Here is a 24,500-nt window from a genome sequence, read left to right as displayed (position 1 = left end):
GGCCGCCCGGAGGCGGCCCATCGAATGGCAGGTAGATCAGCCGAGGGAGCGTGGTGTCGTATCGCCGGCGTTCTGGCGGCCGAGCCCACCGCGCAGGCTCGCTTTCGTGCCTGCACCAAACTCGGGCAGGATGCGCGCACGCGCACGGCTGGCGAACACGAGGAAGCCGAAGCCGTTTGCTTCATACCAGTATCCGCCGTTCTCGAGGCCGTCCAGCGGCTGCTCGAGCGCGTTGGCGATCGATTCGATGCAGCGCTTGCGCAGTTCGGCGATGGCAGGATAGGGCGGCTGGGCGCCGCGCACGCTGCACAGGAGCACGTCGAGACCGGGCAGCACATGCGCGTACAGGACGGGTTCGTCCTGCGCACGGGCGCGGGCAATCTTGGTGTCGAGCTGGGCAAACGGTTTCGAGTGGCGCAATACCGCGAGGAATGACTCCTGGCCATCCTGCTGGGCACGCCGACGTTTTTTCGGGAAGGACATAAACACTCGCCTCAAAAACAATTGCAAGAAATGCGGCACTTTCATGCGACCCACTCCCGGCTATGTACGCCGCATGTCGATCCTTTATAGCACACGAAAATGCTGCCTTCGTGCAGTACGACGATCAATGTCTCCCGTCGACCTGCTCGCCATGATCGACACAGCCAGCGTCTTGGCGCCCGTACTGTCGTTTAGTCTCCATCATAGACCTGCTTTCCCCGCGCGTGCATTCGCCCGTCACAAAAAAGTGAGATAGGCCGCATGCGGCGGTGCATCGCGCGCGCAATAAAAAGGCCCGCACGGGGCGGGCCTGGCTGGCGGGGCGCTTGGCGATCAGCGCTGCTTCAGCGAATCGCGGATCTCGCGCAGCAGCACGGTGTCTTCCGGCGTCGCGGCCGGTGCGGCTTCTTCCGGCTTGCGCAGCTTGTTGATGAATTTCACCATCAGGAAAATGATGAACGCGAGGATGACGAAATTGATTGCCACCGTGATGAACGAGCCGTAACCGAACGCGGCGACACCTGCGGCCTGCAGGTCCTTGAACGAATCGGGATTACCCTTGAACGTCGGGGGGATGGTGCCGAGCAGAACGAACTTGTTCGAGAAATCCAGGCCGCCGGTCAGCACGCCGATGACCGGCATGATGAGGTCTTTCACGACCGAGTCGACGATCTTCGAGAACGCGCCGCCGATGATCACGCCGACGGCGAGATCCATGACGTTGCCCTTGACGGCGAACTCCTTGAATTCCTTGATGATGCTCATGAGCGGCTTTCTCCTGGTTGGGGCGAGGGGAGGCGTGCCGCGACGCGCAGGGATGCAGAGCGTCGAATGAGGGTCGGTGGCACGCCGATGGCCGCATGATAGCGAACGCTCCCCATTGCCGGTAGCCCATCTTGAAATGATTGACAAATCCGCGCGTCGGCGCGGCCGGCCTGCTGGGGAGCGTGGCGTGCGTTGCAGCGCGTCGCGGGTGCGTCGACGCGCTGCGTAGCGTCAGGTGTTGTCGTCGGTCCAGCCGTCGTCGTTGCTGCCGAGATCCATGCCGCCGCCGCCGTTGCCGTCGCTCCAGTTCGAATTGTCGCCGCGGCCGAGGTCGAAGCCCGGGTCGTTCTCCTGACGGCGGCGCTCGCCGTCGACGATCACGTCGCGTTCGACCACGCGCTCGCGGCCGCCCGACATCGCTTCGCCGAGCAATACGCCGGTCAGCAGCCCGCCCATGCCGCCACCGAAACCGCCGCCGCCTTGCTGGATCACGACAGGCGGTTGCTGCTGCGGGTAGGGCTGTTGCTTCGGATACGGCTGGCCTTGCGCGCCCGTCATGCGGTCGGCTTCCTGCGCATACACGGAGCCGCTGCCGTTCGCCGGTGCCGCGGGTTGTGCGGCCGGATCGGGACGGCCTTCGACGCGTGCCTTCACGCTTGCATGGCGTTGTTCGAGTTCGTCGACGCGATACGGCGGCACCGGATTCTTGCCGTTCGACAGCGTTTCGACGAGCGTGCGCGCATCGGTCTCGATCGCTTCGAGTTCGCCCGTGAGCGCCGCGGCGCCGGGCGCTGTCGACAGCTTCGCGTCGAGTTTCAGCGGGCGGATGTCGTTCAGCACGTCGGTGGCGCGCTTGAGCTGCGTGCGGCGTTCGTCGTCGGCGCGGCTGTCGTCGGCCGTGCGGGCACGCCGCAGCGTCCAGCGCAGCACCAGCGCAATCACCGCGACGATCAGTCCGAGGCCGATCCACATGCCGGTCGACGGGCCATGTTTTTCGGCCGGCGCGACGGCGGGCGCGAGCGACGATTGCAACGTGCCGGACTGCGTGGCCGAAGGCACATTGCCGCTCACGCGTGCCGCGTCGGCGCGGATGCGCGACTCCGTCTGCGCGAAGCGCGATGCGTCGGTGAACTTGAGTTGCGGGTCGAGCGACTTCGCGCGCTGCAGTTGCTCGAGCGCGTCGGATGCGCGGCCCTCGCGGTCCAGCACCTGTGCATACAGGTAGCGCGCATGCGCATTGTTCGGATGAGCGTCGATGACTTGCGACAGCTGCGTGTCGGCTTGCTGCCAGTTGCGTTGCGCGATCGATTGCTCGACCTGCTGCAGCGACGGGACCGCAAACGCGGCGGACGACAGCAACATCAGCGAGAGGCCGAGTGCGGCGAGAGATTTCTTCATGGTCGAACCGGGCGCAGGCGCCCGTCTCCTGACGATCGGTTCGCGCCGCGCCCGGGGCGGGCAGCGGCGCGGTTGCCCGCGGTGGCCGTTACTGCGCGGGCGTATCGAGCTGCTTCTTCAGCGCGGCGAGGCGGTCCTCGACCGACGGGCCCTTGTTCAGCGCGGCGAGCTTGTCGTCGAGCGCCTTGCCGCTCGACGTGTCGGCCGAATTCAGGCGCGCGTCCGAACGTGCGTTCTGCAGCGCGACCTTGTCCTCGAGCTTCTGGAAATCCTCGGACAGGTTCTTGCCGCCGATGCCGCCCAAGGCGCTGGCCGCGACATCCTTCGCCTGCGCGATTTCCTGCTTGGCCTGCAGGATGTTCGAGCGGGCATTCAGGTCGTTGCGGCGCTGGCGCATGTCGGCGATCTGCCCCTTCAGCTTGTCGACCGACGGTTCGAGCGTCGACAGCTCGGCCGCGAGCGCGTCACGCTCGGCTTCCGCGTTCGACTGCGCGCCGAGCGCCTCGCGTGCGAGTGCTTCGTCGCCGGACTGCAGCGCGCGCTTCGCGCCGTCCTCGTACTTCTTCACCTTGTCGTCGGCCGCATCGCGCTTGCTGCGCTGGGTCGCGACCTGTGCCTCGATCTCGATCAGCGAATTCTCGGCACGGCCGATGCTGTCGTCGAGCTCCCGCACGATCTGCCGTGCGTCGCGCGACGGATCCTGTACCGAATCGGCCGCATCGTTCAGCAGGCCTTTGATCGTGCGCGAAACAGAGTCGAAAAGCGACATGAAATCCTCCGTGGTTGAAAGGCGCCGCGTGAGAGCGGCAGTGCCCGTTGCGAGCCGGTTCCGACCCGCATGAGCCGGCGGATATTACACCACCGGTTCACTTAAATACGGCTTAAACGCGCGAGTTCAAGCGGCTTGCGCATCAGGATTTCGAACCTTTCGCGATTGAAAGAAAATCGACGGTGCGCGTCATATTGCGTGTCCATGATAGGCAGAGGATGCCGACAATACGTTCCTTAAATCACGGCATTGCGGGAATTTTTACAAAAAATCGCGAAGGCACCCGGTCGATTTCATTAAAATGCGCTGTCACGTCGCGGGAACGGATCGCCGCGCGGCGGGGTCTGTCGACGTGACAGCCGCATCACGCTGTATCCGCTCTGATTCATTCGCCTGCATTTCCGCATGCGTCCGAGGGCGCCACGTACGCCCGCCATTCCGACATGCCAATTATCAAACGACCGCCTTCTTCTTCCGACAGGAACGAACCCCACTACACGCTGCGCCGTTCACCGTCCGGAGCCTATTACCCCGATGACGACGATCGCGACGACGACCGCCGCACCCAGCGCAGCGGCGGCGGAGGGCGCGGTCGCTCGTTCGGCTCGCGCGTCATGCTGTGGTTCGCCGGCCTGTTCGTGACGCTGGCGATCGTCGGCGCGCTGATCGTCGGCTACGCGCTGGTCGTGATGGCGCCGCAGCTGCCGTCGCTCGATGCGCTGACCAACTACCAGCCGAAAGTACCGTTGCGCGTGTTCACGGCCGATCACGTGTTGATCGGCGAGTTCGGCGAAGAGCGCCGCAGCCTCGTGCGCTTCCAGGAAATCCCGGACGTGATGAAGAAGGCTGTGCTCGCGATCGAGGACTACCGCTTCTACGAACACGGCGGCGTCGACTTCGTCGGTATCCTGCGCGCGGGTGTCGCCGACCTGATGCACGGCGGCGCGCGCCAGGGCGCGAGCACGATCACGATGCAGGTCGCGCGCAACTTCTTCCTGTCGAGCGAGAAGACCTACACGCGCAAGATTTACGAAATGCTGCTCGCGTACAAGATCGAGAGGGCCCTGACGAAGGACCAGATCCTCGAGCTGTACATGAACCAGATCTATCTCGGCCAGCGTTCGTACGGCTTCGCGGCCGCCGCGCGCGTGTATTTCGGCAAGGACCTGAAGGACATCACGCTCGCGGAAGCGGCGATGCTCGCGGGGCTGCCGAAGGCGCCGTCCGCGTATAACCCGGTCGTCAATCCGAAGCGCGCGAAGGTGCGCCAGGAATACATCCTGAAGCGCATGCTCGAGGTCGGCTACATCACGCAGCCGCAGTACGACGAAGCCGTGAAGGAAGAGATCCACGTGCGCACGCCGGGCAACCAGTACGCGGTGCACGGCGAGTACGTCGCCGAGATGGTGCGGCAGATGATGTACCAGCAGTACAAGGATGAAACCTATACGCGCGGGCTGACCGTCACGACGACGATCAACTCGTCCGACCAGGAAGCCGCGTACCAGGCCGTGCGTCGCGGCATTCTCGACTACGAGCGCCGCCACGGCTATCGCGGGCCGGAAGCGACGATCAAGCTGCCCGCGGCCGGCGACGACCGCGACGAGGCGATCGACGACGCGCTCGCCGATCACCCGGACAACGGCGACCTGCAGTCGGCAGTGGTGCTGTCGGCGTCGCCGAATGCGGTCGAGGTGCAGTTCGTCGGCGGCGCGACCACGACGATCGGCCCGGCCGGGCTGCGCTTCGTGGCGGGCGCGCTCAGCCCCCGCGCGAACGACACGCTGCGCATCAAGCCGGGCTCGGTCGTGCGCGTGCTGAAGGACGGCAAGACGGGCTGGCAGGTCGTGCAACTGCCGCAGGTCGAAGGCGCGCTCGTCGCGATGGCGCCGCAGGATGGCGCGATCCGCTCGCTCGTCGGCGGCTTCGACTTCAACAAGAGCAAGTTCAACCACGTGACGCAGGCATGGCGGCAGCCGGGCTCGTCGTTCAAGCCGTTCATCTACTCGGCATCGCTCGACAAGGGCATGGGGCCGGCGACGATGATCAACGACGCGCCGCTGTACTTCCCGCCGAGCGTGCCGGGCGGCACCGCATGGGAGCCGAAGGACGACGACCAGCCGGATGGCCCGATGACGATGCGCACCGGCCTGCAGCGTTCGAAGAACCTCGTGTCGATCCGGATCCTCGCGTCGATCGGTACGCAGTATGCGCAGCAGTACGTGACGCAGCGCTTCGGCTTCGATCCCGCGAAGACGCCGCCTTACCTGCCGATGGCACTCGGCGCGGGCCTCGTGACGCCGCTGCAGCTCGCGACCGGCTATGCGGTGTTCGCGAACGGCGGCTACAAGGTCGATCCGTACCTGATCGCCGAGGTCGACGATGCACGCGGCCAGGCGCTGCAGAAGTCGCAGCCGGTGCTCGCGGGCAGCACGGCACCGCGCACGATCGAAGGCCGCAACGCGTACGTGATGAACAGCCTGCTGCATTCGGTCGCGACGGCCGGCACCGGCGCGGGCACCAATGCACTGGGCCGCAGCGACCTGCAGGGCAAGACGGGTACGACCAACGACGCGAAGGACGGCTGGTTCGCCGGCTACCAGCAGTCGCTCGTCGCGGTCGCGTGGATGGGCTTCGACCAGCCGAAGAGCCTCGGCAGCCGCGAATTCGGCGCACAGCTCGCGTTGCCGATCTGGGTGAACTACATGCGCACCGCGCTGAACGGCGTACCCGAACAGCAGATGCCGATGCCGGACGGCCTGACTTCGATCGACGGCGAGCTGTACTACGCCGATCGCACGCCGGGCAATGGCTTCGTCGCGAACGTCGACATCAACCCGGCCGAGAATTCGATCAGCGCGAACGACGCACTCGGTTCGGCCGGCGCGGCGGGGCTGGCGCCGCCGCCCGTCACGCCGCAGGAGAAGCAGCAGATCATGGACATGTTCGAGAGCAAGTAAGCGGCACGCCGCAGTTCCGGCATGCGACGGGCGCCTTCGGGCGCCCGTTTTTTTTGCGCGAATTGTCGGCGGAGAGAAGGGGAATCAGAACGACGCGCAGGCCGCTACGACCGTCATGCCGACCGATTGCTGGTGGAATCGCTGCATGTACGTTTGCCGGATCGCGGCGAGCCGCGCACGTGTGTCGGACGTATCGTCGGCGATGATACGGATCACGAAGCTGTCTTCACGCGTGATCCCGCCGCTTGCCCGGTCGCGCCACTGGCCGTGCGTGTCCCAGTAGGTGAGGCCGTCGGGGAACCGCGGCGTGACCGTGTCGGCGAGGAAGGCCGCGCGCTCCGCATCGGTGACGGGGCCGCGCCCCGTGATGTCGCGCCCGAACAGCAGGTCGGCCTGCAGCATGGCGCTTTCGCCCGGTTGCGTGCAGGCCGACGGCGCGCCGGCGACGGGCGAGGGCGGTGCCGCGCAACCGGCGAGCAGCGCGATCGCCATCGTGCATGCGGCCAGCGACCGCATTTGCCCATTTCGTGACGATCGACCTCCGCGCGCGCAAAATGCTGCGCGCTCAACCACTTGCGTGCTTGTCCGGCGGGTTATCAACAGGGCTGTCAACATAATCTGGGGATAACCCTAGGTTTGTCCGCGTGGGCCCGATGTGGGGTCAGGGCTGCAATTTCGCGTGTGCGAGATGCATGCCGAGTGTGCCTGGGTCGGTATTGGTGCCGGATAGCAGCACGCCGACGCGCTTGCCCTGCAGCGTTTCGCGCAGCGGGCCGAGCAGCGCGGCCAGTGCGGCCGCGCACGCCGGTTCGACGGACAGTTTCAGTTGCGAGAACAGGAACAGCATCGCGGCACGCAGTGCGTCGTCGGACACGGTGACGATGCGGTCGACGTGGCGCCGGCACAGCTGGTAGCTGTATTCCTCGGTATGCGGCGCCATCAGCGAATCGGCGATCGTCTGCATCGCGCTCATCTTGATCGTGTGATTCGCCGCGAAGCTGCGGCTCATCGCATCGGCGCCTTCCGGCTCGACGCCGTACACGTGCACGCGCGGGTTCGCGAGCCGCAGCGCGGTCGCCATGCCGGCCGCGAGCCCGCCGCCGCCGATCGGCACGATCACCGCGTCGAGGTCGGGCGTCTGCGTCGCCCATTCGTAGCCGAGCGTCGCGGTGCCGAGGATCGTGTGATACCCGTTGAACGGATGGATGAAGAAGCGGCCTTCCTCGGCCTCGATCCGCCGGACCAGGTCGAACGCCTGCGACGCGCTGCCGGCCAGCACGACTTCCGCGCGGTACTGCTTGCACTGCGCGATGCGCGACGGGCTCGCGGTATGGAACATCACGACCTTGGCGCTGCTGCCGAGCCGCATCGCCGCATACGCGACGGCCGCCGCGTGATTGCCGGCCGACACGCAGGTGACGCCGGCGTTCTTGCGCGCCTCGTCGAGCGCGAGCAGGTGCGTGAATGCGCCGCGCGCCTTGAAGCTGCCGCTGACCTGCAGCAACTCGAACTTGAAGTTGACGTGCGTGCCCTCGAGGGACGGCAGGTCGGCGCGCTCGAACACGGGCGTGCGCGCGACCCAGGGCGACAGCGCGAAATGCTGCGCGGCGATTTCGTCGAGCGTCGGGATCGGCTCGCCGTCGATCGTCGGATGGGCGGTGCCCTGTTGTTCAGTCGACATGACGTGGCGGGTGGCGGAGTGGGCCGGCCCGCACACGCGGGCCGGCGTGGCGGGGGGCAGTCAGTGCGCGTCGACCGACATGCTGCGGATGAACTTGCGCAGGAACTGCTCGCAGCCGGCGAGCTGCGCGAGCTCGACATATTCGTTCGGCTTGTGCGCCTGCTCGATGTTGCCGGGCCCGCACACGACGCTCGGGATGCCCGCGCGTTCGAACAGGCCGGCCTCGGTGCCGTAGGCGACCTTGCGCTTGTCCTGGTCGGCCGTCAGCGCGCGCACGAGCTGCGTGATTGCGGCCTGTTCGGTTGCGTCGAGGCCGGGCGCCGCGGCGATCTTCGAGAACTCGATCGCGGCATTCGGATGCTCGCGCAGCATCTGCGGCAGCAGTGTTTCGCGTGCATACGCTTCGATGCGCGTGAAGATCTGCTCGGGATCGAGCGTCGGCAGGTTGCGGAACTCGAAGTCGAACCGGCATTCGGCCGGCACCGTGTTGATCGCGTTGCCGCCCTGGATCGTGCTCGTCTGCGCGGTGGTGAACGGCACGTCGTAGAGTGCGTCGAACGGGCCTTCGGCGCGGAAGCGGTCGGCGATGTCGCGGATGTGGCAGATGAGGCGCGCCGCATACTCGATCGCGTTCAGCCCCTTCGGCGTCAGCGACGAATGCGCCGCGTGGCCGCGCACGCAGCAGCGGTACGCGTTGATGCCCTTGTGCGCGATGATCGGCCGCATGCTGGTCGGCTCGCCGACGATGCAGCCGGACGGTTGCACGCCGCGCTTGACCAGATCCGCGATCATCAGCGGCGCACCGGCGCAGCCGATTTCCTCGTCGTAGGACAGCGCGAAATGGATCGGCTTCGCGAGCTTGGTCGCCTGCATTTCGGGCAGCAGCGCGAGCGCGGTGCCGATGAAGCCCTTCATGTCGCAGGTGCCGCGGCCGTAGAGGCGGCCGTCGCGGATTTCCGGCGCGAACGGGTTGCTGTCCCATTGCTGGCCGTCGACCGGCACGACGTCGGTATGTCCCGACAGCACGATGCCGCCGTTCGTCGAGCCGTCGTGCGCGGGCACGGTCGCAAACAGGTTCGCCCAGCCTTCGCGCGGATCGTGCGTGATCGTCGATGCGATGCCTTTCGCGGCGAGCGCGTCGCGCACCGTTTCGATCAGGCCGAGGTTCGGCACGCGGCTCGTCGTGTCCATCGACACCAGTTGCTTGATCCAGGGCAGGCTGACGAGCGACGCGTCGCCTTGGGTTGCGGCGGACGGCGCTGTCGCGTCGAGAGTGGACATGGCAAAACTCCGTCTGATGAATGGGAAAATCATACTCAAAAACGCGTCGGCCCGCCCGCGCCGGGTGCAGTGCGGTGCAGCAACGCCACACCCGTCACTATCGCGTCAGCGCGCCGCGGCAGCTGCTCCCTGCCTGGGTCCGAGCGCGCGCAGCGTTTCCTTGATCGTCGACACGCGGATCGCGAGATCGGGCGAGCGCGTCTCGATGCGCAGCTTGTCCTGGCCCGCGAGCTTGATGTGCCGATGCTTCTGCACCATCTCGATGATCCGCATCGGATCGATCGGCGGATTCGGCTCGAACTGCAGCCCGATCGCCACCTCGCTCGCGTCGATCTTCACGATGCCGAGCGGCTTCGCGGCGATCCGCAGCCGGTGCGTTTCGACGAGCGCGTGCGCCTGCGGCGGAAGCTTGCCGAAGCGGTCGATCAGCTCCTCCTGGATACCGTCGATCGCGTCGCCGTGCTCGCAGTTCGCGAGACGCTTGTACAGCGACAGCCGCTCCTGCACGTCCGCGCAGTAGTCGGCCGGCAGGATCGCGGGCGCATGCAGGTTGATTTCCGTCGTCGCCGCGAGCGGGGCGGTAAGGTCGGGCTCCTTGCCGTTCTTCAGCGCCTTCACCGCGTCGTTCAGCATGTCCGTATAGAGCTGGAAGCCGATCTCGTGGATCTCGCCCGACTGCTTGTCGCCGAGCACCTCGCCGGTGCCGCGGATCTCGAGGTCGTGCATTGCGAGATAGAAGCCCGAGCCGAGTTCCTCCATCTGCTGGATCGCTTCCAGCCGGCGCTGCGCCTGCTTGGTCAGCGCCTGCGGATCGTGGACCAGCAGGTATGCGTACGCCTGGTGATGCGAGCGGCCGACGCGGCCACGCAGCTGGTGAAGCTGCGCGAGACCGAACTTGTCCGAGCGGTGCATGATGATCGTGTTCGCGCTCGGCACGTCGATGCCGGTTTCGATGATGGTCGTGCACAGCAGCACGTTCGCGCGCTGCGCGACGAAATCGCGCATCACCCGTTCGAGTTCGCGTTCGTGCATCTGGCCGTGCGCGATCACGATGCGCGCTTCGGGCACGAGCGCCTCGAGCATCGCCTTGCGGTTCTCGATCGTCTCGACCTCGTTGTGCAGGAAGTACACCTGGCCGCCGCGCTTCAGTTCGCGCAGCATCGCCTCACGGATCACGCTTTCTTCCTCGCGGCGCACGAAGGTCTTGATCGCGAGCCGCTTCTGCGGCGCGGTTGCAATGACCGAGAAATCGCGCAGCCCTTCGAGCGCCATCCCGAGCGTGCGCGGGATCGGCGTCGCGGTGAGCGTCAGCACGTCGACTTCCGCGCGCAACGCCTTCAGCGCTTCCTTCTGGCGCACGCCGAAGCGGTGTTCCTCGTCGATGATCACGAGACCGAGGCGCTTGAACTGCACGTCCGACGACAACAGCTTGTGCGTGCCGATCACGATGTCGACGCTGCCTTCGTTGATCTGCGCGATCGCCGCGTTGACTTCCTTCGCGGTCTTGAAGCGCGACAGCTCGACGATCCGCACCGGCCAGTCCGCGAAGCGGTCGGCGAAGGTCTGCGTGTGCTGCTCGGCGAGCAGCGTGGTCGGCGACAGCAGCGCGACCTGCTTGCCGCCCAGCACCGCGATGAACGCGGCGCGCAGCGCGACCTCGGTCTTGCCGAAGCCGACGTCGCCGCACACGAGGCGGTCCATCGGCTTGCCGCTCGTCATGTCGCCGATCACGGCCGCGATGGCGGCCGCCTGGTCGGGCGTTTCCTCGAAGCCGAAGCTTTCCGCGAACTTCACGTAGTCGCGCGGATCGAGCGAGAACGCGTGGCCTTCGCGGGCCGCGCGGCGCGCGTACAGGTTCAGCAGCTCGGCGGCCGTATCGCGGATCTGCTGCGCGGCCTTGCGCTTCGCGCGTTCCCACTGGCCGGAGCCGAGCGCGTGCAGCGGTGCGCTGTCGGGATCGGCACCGCTGTAGCGCGAGATCACGTGCAATTGCGCGACGGGCACGTAGAGCTTGCTGTCGCCCGAGTATTCGAGATGCAGGAATTCGGTTTCGCCTTCGCCGAGATCCATCGACACGAGGCCCATGTAGCGGCCGATGCCGTGCTGCGCGTGGACGACCGGGTCGCCGACCTTCAGCTCCGACAGGTCGCGCACCATCGCGTCGACGTTGCTCGCCTGTTCCTGACGGCGACGGCCCGCGCGGCGGCCGAGCGCGCCGTACAGCTCGGTTTCGGTGACGACCGCATAGCCTTCGTCCGGCACCGCGAAGCCGTTCGCGAGCGGCGCGACGCCAAGTGCGAAGCGTTCGTCGCTCTCGAGCCAGCCGGCGAAGTGGTCGTTCGACGCGGGGCGCAGATGGTGTTCGGCGAGCAGTTGCAGGATCGTCTCGCGGCGGCCGGCCGATTCGACGGTCAGCAGCACGCGCTTGCCTGACGATTCGACGAACGTGCGCAGCGACGCGAGCGGATCGTCGGCATGGCGATCGACGGTGAGCTCGGGCAGCGCCGTCGCCCAGCCGCCGGCCGGCTGCGCGGGCAGTACGACCCGTGCGAACGGCTTCGCGAACGCGAAGAAATCCTCGTCGGACAGGAACAGGCGCTGCGGCTCGAGGATCGGCCGCTCGCGATCGTGCGCGAGGAACGCGTGGCGCTGCTTCGTATCCGCCGTGAAGCGTCGGATCGACGCTTCGAGATCGCCGGTGAACACGAGGTGCGCATCCTGCGGCAGATAGTGGAACAGCGTGGCGGTTTCGTCGAAGAACAGCGGCAGGTAATACTCGATGCCGGCCGACGGCACGCCGTTGCCGATGTCCTTGTAGATCGGCGCGCGGCTCGGGTCGCCTTCGAAGGTCTCGCGCCAGCGGCTGCGGAAGGCCGTGCGCGCGGCTTCGTCGAACGGAAACTCGCGGCCGGGCAGGAGGCGCACGTCGCGCACCGGGTACAGGCTGCGCTGCGTGTCCGGGTCGAACGCGCGGATCGAGTCGACCTGGTCGTCGAACAGGTCGATCCGGTACGGCAGCGGCGAGCCCATCGGGTACAGGTCGATCAGCGAGCCGCGCACGCAGTATTCGCCGGGCCGCACGACCTGGCTCACGTGCTCGTAGCCGGCCAGCGTGAGCTGCGCCTTCAGCTTCGCCTCGTCGAGCCGCTCGCCCTGCGCGAATGCGAACGTGTACGCGGCCATGAACGACGCGGGCGGCATCCGGTACAGCGCGGTGGTCGCGGGGACGAGCAGGATGTCGCAGCGGCCCTCGCCGAGGTCGTGCAGCGTCGCGAGCCGCTCGGATACGAGATCCTGGTGCGGCGAGAACGTGTCGTACGGCAGCGTTTCCCAGTCCGGCAGCAGGCGCACGCGCGCGTCGGGCGAGAAGTAGCGGATTTCCTGCGAGAGCCGTTGCGCGTCGACCGCGTTCGCGCAGATCACCGCAAGGAGCGGCACGTCCTGGCGGTTGTCGGCGAGATAACGGGCGATGGCGAGCGCGTCGGCGGAACCATGCGCGCCGTCGAAGGCGAAGCGCTGGCCGGGCTTGACGCGGGCAACGGGCGAGGCGGACGGGGTGGAAGCGTTATCTGGCATAGGGACGACAGGGGTGGCGTGCACGGGCGCATCGCGGTGCGCCGGTCGAGACGAAAGACCTATTATAAAATCCGCTTCTCGATTTCATCTTTCCGGCGTTTCCTTTCGTGACTCCCCGACTTTTCGCCCTGATTCCCTGTGCCGGTACCGGCAGCCGTTCCGGCTCGGCCGTGCCGAAACAATACCGCACGCTGGCCGGCCGCGCGCTGCTGCACTACACGCTTGCCGCGTTCGACGCGTGCAGCGAATTCGCACAGACGCTCGTCGTCCTCGCGCCCGACGATTCCCATTTCGACGCACGCCGCTTCGCGGGCCTGCGCTTCGCGGTGCGCCGCTGCGGCGGCGGCTCGCGCCAGGCGTCGGTGCTGAACGGGCTGCTCGAACTGGCCGAATTCGGCGCGACCGACCACGACTGGGTGCTGGTGCACGACGCCGCGCGCCCGGGCATCACGCCGGAGCTGATCCGCACGCTGGTCGCGACGCTGAAGGACGATCCGGTCGGCGGCATCGTCGCGCTGCCGGTGGCCGATACGCTCAAGCGCGTGCCGGCCGGCGGCGACGCGATCGCGCGCACCGAGTCGCGCGACGCGCTGTGGCAGGCGCAGACGCCGCAGATGTTCCGCATCGGCATGCTGCGCGAGGCGATCCTGCGCGCGCAGCGCGAAGGGCACGACCTGACCGACGAAGCGAGCGCGATCGAATGGGCCGGCCATACGCCGCGCGTCGTGCAGGGCAGCCTGCGCAATTTCAAGGTCACGTACCCGGAAGATTTCGCGCTCGCGGAAGCGATCCTCGCGCGTTCCACGAACGCTTCCTGACTTTCACCCCCTCACAATCGGAATACGCATGGATTTCAGAATCGGACAAGGCTACGACGTGCACCAGCTCGTCGAGGGGCGCCCCCTCATCATCGGCGGCGTGACGATTCCGTACGAACGCGGCCTGCTCGGCCACTCGGACGCGGACGTGCTGCTGCACGCGATCACCGACGCGCTGTTCGGCGCGGCGGCGCTCGGCGACATCGGCCGCCATTTCTCCGACACGGACGCGGCATTCAAGGGCGCCGACAGCCGCGTGCTGCTGCGCGAGTGCGTTGCACGCATCAACGCGGCCGGTTTCACGATCCAGAACGTCGACAGCACCGTGATCGCCCAGGCACCGAAGCTGGCACCGCATATCGACGGGATGCGCGCGAACATCGCGGCCGATCTCGGGCTGCCGCTCGATCGCGTGAACGTGAAGGCGAAGACCAACGAGAAGCTCGGCTATCTCGGCCGCGGCGAGGGGATCGAGGCGCAGGCCGCCGCGCTGCTGGTGAAGCAGGGCGGCTGACGCCCGGCTGCGGCGCGCGGTTCGCCCGTCGCGCTGTGCAGCGGAAATGAAAAATGCCACGCGAATGCGTGGCATTTTCTTTTTTTGGAGCGGCTACCGGGCCGGCATGGCTGCCGGCCCGGTGGTGCAACCGCTCATTCGCCTTCCGCGGCGATCACTTGCGCGGCGGCGTTGATCACCGACGCGATGCGGCCGACGTCGCGCAGCTGCGTGACGGTCATCCCTTGCTCGTTCTTCAGCAGCGCATAGTGCGACTTCACGCAGAAGTGGCACTTGCCGACGATCGACGCGGCGAGCGCGTACATCTCGAACTTGCGCTTGTCGACGCCACCGTGCGTCGCATACGCGCCCATCCGCAGCTCGGCGCGTTGCGTCTTCAGGTCGGCATCGTCGGCCATCTCGACATACGGATACCAGGTGTTGTTCATCCCCATCAGCGCGGCCGCCGTCAGCACGGCGTTCGTCTCTTCGGGCGACAGGACGCCGGCTTCGCGGATCGTCTTGATGAGCACCGTGCTCTTCGCCGCGATGGCCGCCGCCAGCGCGACGCCGACCGCGTCGGTGCCTTCGAGCGACGAGCGCGAGATCGTGCCGTCGAGGTTCAGGCGAATGTCCTTCGCGTAGTCGGGAATACGCGCCTTAATCGAATCGATGAATTCCATTGATATCTCCTATGGGTTGGCCGTTAAAAAAGCCCGCAGGCAGGACGTGCGCCGCGGGCTTCGTGCATCGATGCGCTTACAGCGTTGCGCCGCCGACTGCACGGTTGCACGGGCACAGTTCGTCCGTTTGCAGGCCGTCCAGAATCCGCAGGACTTCTTCCGGGCTACGGCCGACGTTCAGGTTGTTCACCGAAACGTGCTGGATCGTGTTGTCCGGATCGACGATGAACGTTGCACGCAGGGCCACGCCGGCTTCTTTGTCGCGCACGCCGAGCTGGTCGATCAGCTCGCCCTTGACGTCGCCGAACGCGTAGTGGTTCAGCTTGTCGAGGTCCTTGTGCTCACGGCGCCATGCGAGCTTGACGAATTCGTTGTCCGAGCTGCCGCCCAGCAGGATGGCATCGCGCTCTTCGAACTGCTTCGTGAGCTTCGCGAACTCGACGATTTCCGTCGGGCACACGAACGTGAAATCCTTCGGATAGAAGTAGATGATCTTCCACTTGCCCGGGAACGACGCTTCAGTGACGGTCTCGAATGCCGACTGGCCGTTTTCCTCGTGATGATTGAAGCCCGGCTTCGCGGCTACGACGGTGAAAGCTTCGAGTTTATCGCCCACGGTTTTCATGCGGATACTCCTGTATGAGTTGGGAAGAAGACTGAGTCAAGCTACCTCGGTGCTGCAACGATGATGTGACAGCATGGGCAAAACTATAACACTATTAGTTAGTCACTTCAATAGATTTTGACTAACGACCTTCATAGCTTTTTTCAACCGGATCGATAGTGTGCAGTGCAAGAAGCGTGCGCGAGCGCGTCACGCAGTCGCACGCGCCTTGCCGGCGCCGGGGAATTCGAGCGTGACTTCGAGGCCCGCTTCGGGGTTGCGGTTGCGCAGGCGCAGCGCGCCGCGATAACGGCCGACGAGACGCAGCACGATCGCCATCCCGAGGCCCGTGCCGTCCGCCTTGGTGCGGGCGGTGTCGACGCGGTAGAACGGCCGCATCACCAGCGGTAGTTGATCCTCGGGGATGCCGGGGCCTTCGTCGCTCACCGACAGCTCGACGCGTGCGTGCGACACACGTGTCTCGAGCGTGATGCGCGACACGCCGTCCTGCTTGCTTTGCCCGTACTTGCGCGCGTTCTCGACGAGGTTGCCGATCACGCGGCGCATGTCGGTCTCGTCGGCTTCGATGATCGCGCTCGGCGCGAGCCGCGTGCGGATCTCGACGCCATCCTCGCCCGACAAGCGTGCGGCGACTTCCTGCGCGATCGACGACAGGTCGACGGGCTCCGGTTTGCGTTGCGACGGGCGCGCGTAGTCGATGAAGGCCGCAATGATGCGGTCCATCTGCTCGATGTCGTCGACCATTGCATCCTTGGTCGCCTGGTCGGACGGGCTCATCTCGGTTTCGAGCCGTAGCCGCGCGAGTGGCGTGCGCAGGTCGTGCGAGATGCCCGCGAGCATCAGCGCACGGTCGGCCTCGAGCTGCTCGAGGTCGCGCACCATCTGGTTGAAGCTGCGGTTGGTGTCGGCCGCGACGCCCATCCCGCGCTCGGGCAGCGGGTCGGGCGCCTGGCCCGAACCGACCTGGCGCGCGGCGAGCGCGAGCCGCGAGAACGGCCGGTTCACGAGGCTTGTGATGAACGCGGAGCCGAATAGCGACAATGCGAGCGCGAACAGCCCCCAGCCGGCCCACTGCAGGCCCGTGACGTTGTCGAGCTGGTCGCGGTCGAGCGCGACCCAGTAATCGTCGTCGTCGATCTTGAAGCTGATCCATACGCCGGGAATGTCGTTGACCGACTGTGCGATCACGGTATCGTCGCCGAGGCGGCTGCGGATGTCGTGTTCGATCAGACGGTTCAGCGATTCGTCGGGCTGCAGCTTGAACTTGTCGGTTTTCTCGCGCGGGTAAACGCGCACGCCCTCGTTGCTCTCGAGATCCTGAAGCAGCGCGCGCCGCAGATCGGGATCGGAATAGAGCAGGGCGGTGCGCGTGAGCTTCACGATCGCGACGAGCTGCAGCGCGACGCGCTGCGCACGCGGCTCGCGCTCGATCACGCGAAAGCTCTGGAACCACGCGGCGAGACTGACCGAGATCAGCAGCGCGATCAGCAGGAAGGTGCGCCAGAACAGCCCGCCGAACGCGAGCTGCAGGAGGCGCCGGTCGATACGCATGGGACGGGCCGTGGGCGGGCGAAACCGGAAAGAAAAAAGATCAGGCGGCGCCGTCCGGGATGAACACGTAGCCGAGGCCCCAGACGGTCTGGATGAAACGCGGGCTGCCCGGATCCGGTTCGATCAGCTTGCGCAGGCGCGAGATCTGCACGTCGAGGCTGCGGTCGAATACTTCATATTCACGGCCGCGCGCGAGTTCCATCAGCTTCTCGCGCGACAGCGGCTGGCGCGGGTGACGCGCGAACACTTTCAGCACCGAGAACTCGCCGGTGGTGAGCGGAATTTCCTGGCCGGACTTCGTCAGCGTGCGCGTCGCGAGGTTCAGCGAGAACTCGCCGAACTCGAACACCTCGGTGGTTTCGGACGGCGCGCCCGGCAGTTCGGCCGGCGCCTGGCGGCGCAGCACCGCATGAATGCGTGCGACGAGCTCGCGCGGGTTGAACGGCTTCGGCAGGTAATCGTCGGCGCCCATCTCGAGGCCGACGATGCGATCCACATCCTCGCCCTTCGCGGTGAGCATGATGATCGGCGTGCGGTCGTTGCTGCCGCGCAGGCGGCGGCAGATCGACAGGCCGTCTTCGCCCGGAAGCATCAGGTCGAGCACGAGCAGGTCGAAACGCTCGCGTACCCAGAGCTTGTTCATTGCGGTCGCGTTTTCGGCGACGTAGACATTGAAACCCTGCTCGCCGAGATAGCGGCGCAGCAGATCGCGCAGGCGCGGGTCGTCGTCGACGACGAGAATCTTGGAGGGGTTTTTCGTTTCCATGATCGGCATCTTATCGCGAATGGGAATTGACGCACGGCCGCGTATTTTCGGGCGTTACAGTCGGTTACAAAATTTACCCGTAGTGTCGCGCCGAGTAAAGGCAGGCTATAGAGATTCCTTTACTCGAAGCCGAAATTCGGTAGATACTCCCCTGCACTCCATCTTTCATCTTTGCACACCCGAATTCCGCAGGGTTTTTCAAGTACCAGAGGTAACCGGTTGCCGCGTGACGAAGGGAACAAATCGACCAAAGAAGCGAGGACGGTCATGCGATCTGCCCGGATTGCACTGATGCTGACGATCGCGCTTGCCGGTCCGTATGCGTCGAACTTCGCGTATGCGCAGCGCCCCGAGCAGGGCGCATCGTCGCGCAAGCTGCCGCGCGGCAAAGCGCCGCAGTCCGATCGTACCGCCGAAATGACGGTCCGTTCCGCCGTGCCTCCCGATCTCGAACAGCGCCGCCGCGACGGGCACATGACGCCCGAGGAGCGCCACCTTTTGCGCCAGCACATCGAGGACGCCGTTCGCGAGCTGTACAAGCGCTGACACGCCGTCCTTCGCCTTGCGCGGAACATGCCGCGCGGAAAAGATTCGTAGCAATTTTTCCGTCAACTTTCGCCTGCCGATTGCCGTTGTACCGGCATCCGCACCGCCGGTGCGTTCCGGGAGTCCATGACGATGAAAGCGAACGTTGCCGCACCGGCGCCGTCGCCCGCGATGCAGTCGCCGCTCGATGCCGACGATGCATTGTTTTTCCTGAGTCGTACCGGTTTTTCTCCCGCGCCCGCCGATGTTGCGCGCGTCGTCGGCATGACGCGCGCGCAGGTCGTGGCCGACACGCTCGGCAACGTTCGCCGCGACCCCGTCACGACGTGGCCCGACTGGATCGCCGAGTTGCCGCCGACGCGCGCGCAGCGCCAGGCGCTGACCCCCGACATGCGGCGCGACGAGCAGCGCGAGCGCAACGTTCGTTACGATGCGCTGCGCGCGGCGTGGGTCAACGAGATGATCGTGACGCCGTCGCCGCTCACCGAACGCATGACGCTGTTCTGGCACGGGCACTTCACGTCGGGGCAGGACAAGGTGCCTTACCCGCAGACGATGGCGGCACAGAACGCACTGTTTCGCCGCGAGGCGCTCGGCAATTTCGGCGTGCTGCTGCACGCGGTCGCGAAGGACCCGGCGATGCTGCAGTACCTCGACGGCGCGAGCAATCGCAAGGGGCGCCCGAACGAAAATTTCGCGCGCGAGGTGATGGAGCTGTTCACGCTCGGCGAAGGGCATTACACGCAATACGACGTGACCGAAGCCGCACGCGCGATGACGGGCTGGACCGTCGATCCCGATACTTATCGCTTCCAGGTGCGGCCGGATCTGCACGATGCGGGCGACAAGACGATCCTCGGCGAAACGGGGCCGTTCGACGGCGACGGCTTTCTCGACATCCTGCTGAAGCGGCCCGGCACCGCGCGCTTCATCGCCGCCAAGCTGTGGCGCGAGTTCGTGTCGGATACGCCCGATCCGGGCGCGCTCGATGCGGTGGCCGAACGGTTTCGGTCGAGCGGCTACGACATTCGCGCGGCGCTCGCCGCGCTGTGGTCGACCGACGCCTTCTGGGATCCACGCAACCGCGGCGTGCTCGTCAAGTCGCCGGCGGAATTCGTCGTCGGGTCGGTGCGGCTGTTCGACGTGTCATACGGCGATCCGCAGATGCTCGCGAACACCGTGCGCACGCTCGGGCAGAACCTGTTCTACCCGCCGAACGTGAAGGGCTGGCCCGGTGGCGCGCTGTGGATCAACAGCACCACGCTGCTCGCGCGCAAGCAGTTCGTCGAGCAACTGTTTCGCGCGACGGAGACAGCCGGCATGCACCCGCCGGCGCATGCGATGTCGCCGGCGCCGAATGTCCGCGCGCATGCGATGCCGGTGGTCGATACGGCGTCCGCCGCCGGCATGCGCAGCACGCCCGCCAAGCCCGCGCGCGCCGGCCTGCGTTTCGACCTCGAACGCTGGCTTGCCCAATATCGCGCACGGCCGCAGGCGATCGCGGGCTTGTCGACCGAGCTTCAGTTGCAGCACGCGGTGCTGCAACTGTCGCCGGTCGCGGCGATCGACACGGATTCGACCGGCAGCGCGTATCTCGAGGCGCTGCTGATGGATCCGGCCTATCAACTGAAATGATTCGAACGACGATGAAGCGGGGAGCCGGTGCGGCAAAGGTGCCGGACGGCGAACCAAAGGATGCGCGATGAACCGACGTGATTTTCTGACGCTGACGGGCGCTGCGGCCGCGGCCGGCGTGTCGATGTGGCAGGCGCCTGCGATGGCGGCTTCCGTGGCGCAGGCGGGGCGCCAACCGGCGCCCGGGTATGCGAACGTGCTGATCCTCGTCGAGTTGAAGGGCGGCAACGATGGCCTCAACACGGTGGTGCCGTATGCGGACCCGCTGTATTACCAGTTCCGGCGCAGCATCGGCATCAAGCGCGAGCAGGTGCTGCAACTCGACGCACACACGGGGCTGCATCCGTCGCTTGCGCCGCTGATGCCGCTGTGGCGCGACGGGCAGGTCGCGGTCGTGCAGGGCGTCGGCTATCCGCAGCCGAACCTGTCGCACTTTCGCTCGATCGAGATCTGGGATACCGCGTCGCGCTCGGATCAATACCTGCACGAAGGCTGGCTCACGCGCACGTTCGCGCAAGCACCCGTACCGCCCGGTTTCGCGGCCGACGGCGTCGTGCTCGGCAGCGCCGAGATGGGGCCGCTGTCGAACGGTGCGCGTGCGATCGCGCTCGTCAATCCCGCGCAGTTCATCCGTGCGGCCCGGCTTGCCGAGCCGTCGTCGCTGCGCGAACAGAACCCTGCGCTCGCCCACATCATCGACGTCGAGAACGACATCGTGAAGGCGGCCGACCGGCTGCGCCCGCGCGGCGGGATGCGTGAATTCCGGACAGCCTTTCCGGCCGGCGCGTTCGGCACGTCGGTCAAGACCGCGATGCAGGTGCTGGCCGCATGCGAAGCGTCCGGGCCCGGCGCGCAGGATGGTGTCGCGGTGCTGCGTCTGACGCTCAACGGCTTCGATACGCACCAGAACCAGCCGGGGCAGCAGGCTGCACTGCTCAAGCAGTTCGCGGAAGGGATGAGCGCGATGCGCGGCGCGTTGATCGAGCTCGGCCGCTGGAACCAGACGCTCGTGATGACGTATGCGGAATTCGGGCGGCGCGTGCGCGAGAACCAGAGCAACGGCACCGATCACGGCACGGCCGCGCCGCATTTCGTGATGGGCGGCCGCGTGGCCGGCGGGCTGTACGGTGCGCCGCCGGCGCTTGGGCGGCTCGACGGCAACGGCAATCTGCCGGTCGCGGTCGATTTCCGCCAGCTCTACGCGACCGTGCTCGGGCCGTGGTGGGGGCTCGACGCGACCCGCGTGCTGCAGCAGCGCTTCGATACGCTGCCGTTGTTGAAGGCGTGAGGAGCGAGGATCAGCGGCGGCGCGCGGTGCGCCACGCGATCCACAGCTTGCGGATCGGCGTCAGCGCGATGCGCTGATGCAGCACCTGGTAGCCGTCGCGTTCGATTTCGTCGAGCAGCGAAGCGGCCAGTGCGAGCTGCGCGCGCAGCGTGCGCTGGGCGCGGCGTTCGGATGCCGGGATCGCCGCTTCGGCGGCCACGAGTGCTTCGCGCGCGCGGGCCGTCTGGAATTGCAGCAATTCGGTGAAGGCCGGACTGTAGCGGCGGTTCAGCAGATCGGCCGCGGTCACGTTGTAGCGCTGCAGTTCGTCGATCGGCAGGTAGATGCGGCCGTGGCGCGCATCGTTACCGAGGTCCTGCACGAATTGCGCGAGCATCAGCGCGCGGCCGGCGTCCGCGGCCCACGGTTGCGGGTCCGCCGGGTTTGCCGAACTTGCGCGCGCGACCAGCGACGCGAAAGTGCCGCCGACCTGCGCGATATAGCGCTGCAGGTTCGCGAGATCGAGGTAGCGCGCCTGTTCGAGATCCATCCCGTAACCGTTGACGAGCGTACGCAACGCATCGGCTTCGGCGGCGATCGCCGGGTGATGCTTGGCGAGCGCCTTCGTGACCGGGTGCGAAGGCTGTCCGTCGGCCAGCGCCGCGAGTTCCTTGTGCCACCACGCGAGCTTCGTGTGTCCGACGGTCGGGTCGCTGGTTTCCTTGACGGTTTCCTCGAGTTCGCGGCGCAGCGCGAACAGCGCGGTCAGGCGCGGCTGCGTGGCGAGCGGCGCCTGGCGCAGCGCGTAGTAGACGCTGGAGCCCGCAGGGGCGGCCTTTTGCTGACAGTAGTCGTCGAAGTTCACGGGCGGAATCGTGTGGGGGCGGGTTCGGGGGACGCGCGGCGGCGCGGTGCCGAAACGTCGAGCGCGGCATTCTAGCATCGCTGCACGATGGGTGCCGGCGGGGGCGAGACAAGCTCGTACGGATCGGGTAGAATCTCGCGCTCGCCTGATCGGGCGTGCCGGTTACAAGCCGGCGCGATGTCCCGGGCGCGTGGCAACGCATCTTGCGTGCCGCGTGGTCAGGCGACAGAAATGCGCGTGAGTGGCGAAATTGGTAGACGCACCAGGTTTAGGTCCTGACGCCCGCAAGGGTGTGCCGGTTCGAGTCCGGCCTCACGCACCACAGATACTCCCAACGACAACCGTCGTTGCCCAAAAAGCCCTGCCAGTCAATGACTTGCGGGGCTTTTTGCTACCAGCGTTGCCCAGTGTTTCTCATTGACACCCACGAAATCAGGGGGCATCGTAGGGGGGCAGTTTTCCTGATCAAGGGCATCGAAATGCCGCCATGCTCAAATGCCCCTTACCGATGTCGCCGTTCGTGCGGCCAAGCCTCGCGAAAAATCCTACAAGCTGGCCGACGGCCAAGGCATGTACCTTGAGGTCATGCCGAACGGGTCGAAGTACTGGCGATTGAAGTATCGCATCGACGGCAAAGAGAAGCGGATGACTTCGAGGACTTGGCTCGGGTGCTCGCGGCACTACGACAGATGGGCGCTCAACAGGTCTATCCGATTTCGCGTTTCGACGAAACGGCGAAAGAACGGCTTTTTGCGTATCGGATCGACCAAATTAATCGTTTGCGCTTGGGGAAACCTCACAGTTGGATCATTTCTGAACTTATGCGGTTCGAGGGCTTTCGGACAACATTAGATGACAGGAACATAGAGAAGTACGTTGCTCAATGGGGACGCCCATTCGATCCATTTTCATTGTCGAGCGCAACGGCGGTAGACGAACCAAAACCATAGAAATACTGCCGTTACATCGAGCGTACCGAATCCGTAGCATTAGCTCACCAACACCTCCAGCGGTGAGCGAAAGTGAAGAAAACAGCAGCGCCAGCCGATTCCGGCAAGCCGATCGAGCCGATCCTCCCGAGGGTCGGCCTCTCCAAATGGGCTCAGATCGCGCCCTTTATTCCGATGTGCCGCGAGTCCTGGAGGAAGCTGGGGCTCGCCGGCAAGGCGCCCCAGCCGATCCGCATGAGCCGCACGCACTCCTGCTACAGCAACGCCGAGGTGCATTGGTGGCTGCAGCATCCGCTTGGCTATGCCATGGCGCCTCACGAAGGGCAGGAGGCGGCGTGATTGCCCTTGCGCAAACAAAAAAATGGCACCGATCATCGAGGGTAGCGAGCCGCCGAAGATCGCCGAGAACGTCAACAAGCCGACACCGGGAATGCTCGTGAACATGGTGATCTTCGCGAACAAGGTCATCAAGGTGTATCCGGAATTCCGTGAGTTCCACGGAATGGATGAAGTGATCGAGCACGTGATGGTGAACTTCGCCAGGTCCGCTCGCCGTGCGGTGCTCGGGGCTACACAGTTCGCGCAATATCGCTGTCTGCGTCAAGGCTTTGGGCGACTTCTTTTCTGGTAGTGGCGGCCTTTGTGGTGGGCTTTGAAGCCCGTCCGGCGGTCTTCGCCGTCGATATGGCTGGTGGACGCCAGAAACCGACGGGAAACTGAGTTAGCTTATGTCTGTCGACTGCCAATCGATGGGCAAAGAGGGAAGCCCCGTTTTTGGGGAGAGTTGAGGTAAGCCGAACCCTCCGGCAAACCGAACCGGCTTGGCCGCCGGCAGCTTTCCACAAAGGCGGGGCTTTGTTTTGCATGATTCGTACTACTTAGTAAGTATTGGGCAGGGATGGTAAGAATGAATCGTATCGAACTTGACGTCGTGTATGGAAATCCCCCGTGCCAGGGTTATCGATCCATTTGGAGGAGCCGGCGGTTTTTCTGTCCGGACATTCGAATCTGGTCGATCGACCAAGCCGATGTGACTGAGTTGACCGGGCAGGCTCGAGCCGACTACGAGCGTGAGCTCCGCATCAGCGCACTCGGCGCCCTAATGCTGTCGCCCGTTGCAACACCTCTCTGGCGGCGCGTCTGCAAACACGCGATGTACAGCGAGATCCGTGCGCGCAGCGCCGATCAACGACTGGTCATGGAACTGGCGATCCAGGAGTCCATGCGATGAGCTTCCAGGCAATGACCTGGGCTGTCGAGCAGGACTTGCCGGCCCTCCAGAAGCTCGTCCTGCTCATGCTGGCGAATTGCTGCAATGCGCATACGGGTCGTTGCGATCCGTCGCATGACCGACTCGCCAAAGAGTGCGTGCTGATCGAGATTCGTCG

The 24,500-nt window shown here is 65.7% G+C and carries 22 protein-coding genes, 1 tRNA gene and 1 pseudogene; 11 read left to right on the top strand and 13 right to left on the bottom strand.

Annotation, left to right across the window (positions count from 1 at the left end; translation table 11 throughout):
• Positions 1–36: 36 nt before the first annotated feature.
• The 4 genes from BCEP18194_RS16390 to BCEP18194_RS16375 all read right to left on the bottom strand — a co-directional run bounded on the left by BCEP18194_RS16390 (position 37) and on the right by BCEP18194_RS16375 (position 3,415).
• Entirely contained in the window at positions 37–483 is a 447-nt protein-coding gene (locus BCEP18194_RS16390; RefSeq protein WP_027784713.1) for a hypothetical protein, read from the bottom strand.
• Between the two features lie 333 nt (positions 484–816).
• Positions 817–1,248 carry a large conductance mechanosensitive channel protein MscL gene (mscL, locus tag BCEP18194_RS16385; protein ID WP_006487991.1) on the bottom strand — a complete coding sequence of 144 codons (432 nt, stop codon included), beginning with the start codon at positions 1,246–1,248 and terminating at the stop codon, positions 817–819.
• A gap of 231 nt (positions 1,249–1,479) precedes the next feature.
• A complete protein-coding gene (locus BCEP18194_RS16380) occupies positions 1,480–2,646 on the bottom strand; it encodes a tetratricopeptide repeat protein (protein WP_011352397.1) in 1,167 nt (388 codons plus the stop codon).
• A gap of 88 nt (positions 2,647–2,734) precedes the next feature.
• Positions 2,735–3,415: a PspA/IM30 family protein gene (locus tag BCEP18194_RS16375; protein WP_011352396.1), complete on the bottom strand. Its 681-nt coding sequence runs from the start codon at positions 3,413–3,415 to the stop codon at positions 2,735–2,737.
• Between the two features lie 443 nt (positions 3,416–3,858).
• Between BCEP18194_RS16375 and BCEP18194_RS16370 the strand changes: the two genes are divergently transcribed.
• Positions 3,859–6,375 (top strand): penicillin-binding protein 1A, encoded by a 2,517-nt coding sequence (locus BCEP18194_RS16370; RefSeq protein ID WP_011352395.1) that lies wholly within the window; start codon positions 3,859–3,861, stop codon positions 6,373–6,375.
• 84 nt (positions 6,376–6,459) lie between these two features.
• On the opposite strand, the gene BCEP18194_RS16365 is transcribed toward BCEP18194_RS16370, so the two are convergent.
• The 4 genes from BCEP18194_RS16365 to mfd form a co-directional block, all read right to left on the bottom strand.
• Positions 6,460–6,891, bottom strand: coding sequence for a DUF3574 domain-containing protein (locus BCEP18194_RS16365; protein WP_041492877.1), 432 nt, complete (start codon positions 6,889–6,891; stop codon positions 6,460–6,462).
• Between the two features lie 145 nt (positions 6,892–7,036).
• The gene (locus BCEP18194_RS16360) at positions 7,037–8,056 is read right to left on the bottom strand and encodes a threonine/serine dehydratase (RefSeq protein WP_011352393.1); all 1,020 of its coding nucleotides are present in this window, start codon (positions 8,054–8,056) and stop codon (positions 7,037–7,039) included.
• Positions 8,057–8,116: 60 nt separating this feature from the next.
• Positions 8,117–9,337, bottom strand: coding sequence for an acetylornithine deacetylase (argE, locus tag BCEP18194_RS16355; protein ID WP_011352392.1), 1,221 nt, complete (start codon positions 9,335–9,337; stop codon positions 8,117–8,119).
• A 105-nt stretch (positions 9,338–9,442) separates the two neighbouring features.
• The gene (gene mfd, locus BCEP18194_RS16350) at positions 9,443–12,913 is read right to left on the bottom strand and encodes a transcription-repair coupling factor (protein WP_011352391.1); all 3,471 of its coding nucleotides are present in this window, start codon (positions 12,911–12,913) and stop codon (positions 9,443–9,445) included.
• A gap of 107 nt (positions 12,914–13,020) precedes the next feature.
• Between mfd and ispD the strand changes: the two genes are divergently transcribed.
• Together ispD and ispF are read left to right on the top strand one after the other, a co-directional pair.
• On the top strand, positions 13,021–13,731 hold the full coding sequence (ispD, locus tag BCEP18194_RS16345; protein WP_011352390.1) for a 2-C-methyl-D-erythritol 4-phosphate cytidylyltransferase: 711 nt from the start codon (positions 13,021–13,023) through the stop codon (positions 13,729–13,731).
• A 28-nt stretch (positions 13,732–13,759) separates the two neighbouring features.
• Positions 13,760–14,245, top strand: a complete 486-nt coding sequence (gene ispF, locus BCEP18194_RS16340; protein WP_011352389.1) for a 2-C-methyl-D-erythritol 2,4-cyclodiphosphate synthase — start codon at positions 13,760–13,762, stop codon at positions 14,243–14,245.
• Between the two features lie 134 nt (positions 14,246–14,379).
• On the opposite strand, the gene BCEP18194_RS16335 is transcribed toward ispF, so the two are convergent.
• From BCEP18194_RS16335 to ompR, 4 genes are all read right to left on the bottom strand, one after another.
• Positions 14,380–14,907, bottom strand: a complete 528-nt coding sequence (locus BCEP18194_RS16335; protein ID WP_011352388.1) for a carboxymuconolactone decarboxylase family protein — start codon at positions 14,905–14,907, stop codon at positions 14,380–14,382.
• A 76-nt stretch (positions 14,908–14,983) separates the two neighbouring features.
• Positions 14,984–15,532: a peroxiredoxin gene (locus BCEP18194_RS16330; protein WP_011352387.1), complete on the bottom strand. Its 549-nt coding sequence runs from the start codon at positions 15,530–15,532 to the stop codon at positions 14,984–14,986.
• Positions 15,533–15,721: 189 nt separating this feature from the next.
• The gene (locus tag BCEP18194_RS16325) at positions 15,722–17,083 is read right to left on the bottom strand and encodes an ATP-binding protein (RefSeq protein WP_011352386.1); all 1,362 of its coding nucleotides are present in this window, start codon (positions 17,081–17,083) and stop codon (positions 15,722–15,724) included.
• A gap of 40 nt (positions 17,084–17,123) precedes the next feature.
• Complete coding sequence (ompR, locus tag BCEP18194_RS16320) at positions 17,124–17,858, bottom strand: osmolarity response regulator transcription factor OmpR (RefSeq protein ID WP_006478565.1); 735 nt, start codon at positions 17,856–17,858, stop codon at positions 17,124–17,126.
• A gap of 258 nt (positions 17,859–18,116) precedes the next feature.
• Between ompR and BCEP18194_RS16315 the strand changes: the two genes are divergently transcribed.
• From BCEP18194_RS16315 to BCEP18194_RS16305, 3 genes are all read left to right on the top strand, one after another.
• Entirely contained in the window at positions 18,117–18,395 is a 279-nt protein-coding gene (locus BCEP18194_RS16315; RefSeq protein WP_011352385.1) for a hypothetical protein, read from the top strand.
• A gap of 132 nt (positions 18,396–18,527) precedes the next feature.
• Entirely contained in the window at positions 18,528–20,030 is a 1,503-nt protein-coding gene (locus BCEP18194_RS16310; protein WP_011352384.1) for a DUF1800 domain-containing protein, read from the top strand.
• 67 nt (positions 20,031–20,097) lie between these two features.
• Positions 20,098–21,318, top strand: a complete 1,221-nt coding sequence (locus tag BCEP18194_RS16305) for a DUF1501 domain-containing protein (RefSeq protein ID WP_011352383.1) — start codon at positions 20,098–20,100, stop codon at positions 21,316–21,318.
• Positions 21,319–21,328: 10 nt separating this feature from the next.
• Here BCEP18194_RS16305 and hpnD read toward each other — a convergent pair whose 3' ends face one another.
• Positions 21,329–22,162 (bottom strand): presqualene diphosphate synthase HpnD, encoded by an 834-nt coding sequence (hpnD, locus tag BCEP18194_RS16300; protein ID WP_041492876.1) that lies wholly within the window; start codon positions 22,160–22,162, stop codon positions 21,329–21,331.
• Between the two features lie 235 nt (positions 22,163–22,397).
• Here hpnD and BCEP18194_RS16295 point away from each other — a divergent pair.
• From BCEP18194_RS16295 to BCEP18194_RS16280, 5 genes and pseudogenes are all read left to right on the top strand, one after another.
• Positions 22,398–22,484: transfer RNA gene (locus tag BCEP18194_RS16295), tRNA-Leu, on the top strand.
• A gap of 173 nt (positions 22,485–22,657) precedes the next feature.
• A pseudogene (locus tag BCEP18194_RS42100) lies at positions 22,658–22,810 on the top strand (Arm DNA-binding domain-containing protein); the annotation flags it as partial.
• A 374-nt stretch (positions 22,811–23,184) separates the two neighbouring features.
• Positions 23,185–23,451 (top strand): hypothetical protein, encoded by a 267-nt coding sequence (locus tag BCEP18194_RS42095; protein ID WP_011352380.1) that lies wholly within the window; start codon positions 23,185–23,187, stop codon positions 23,449–23,451.
• A gap of 22 nt (positions 23,452–23,473) precedes the next feature.
• Complete coding sequence (locus BCEP18194_RS16285) at positions 23,474–23,743, top strand: serine protein kinase PrkA (protein ID WP_011352379.1); 270 nt, start codon at positions 23,474–23,476, stop codon at positions 23,741–23,743.
• 276 nt (positions 23,744–24,019) lie between these two features.
• Complete coding sequence (locus BCEP18194_RS16280) at positions 24,020–24,343, top strand: hypothetical protein (RefSeq protein WP_041492875.1); 324 nt, start codon at positions 24,020–24,022, stop codon at positions 24,341–24,343.
• Positions 24,344–24,500 lie beyond the last annotated feature (157 nt).

Source organism: Burkholderia lata (assembly GCF_000012945.1).
Lineage (GTDB): Bacteria > Pseudomonadota > Gammaproteobacteria > Burkholderiales > Burkholderiaceae > Burkholderia > Burkholderia lata.
The sequence above is the reverse complement of the archived record's forward strand: the minus strand, read 5'-3'. Positions and strand labels throughout refer to the sequence as shown.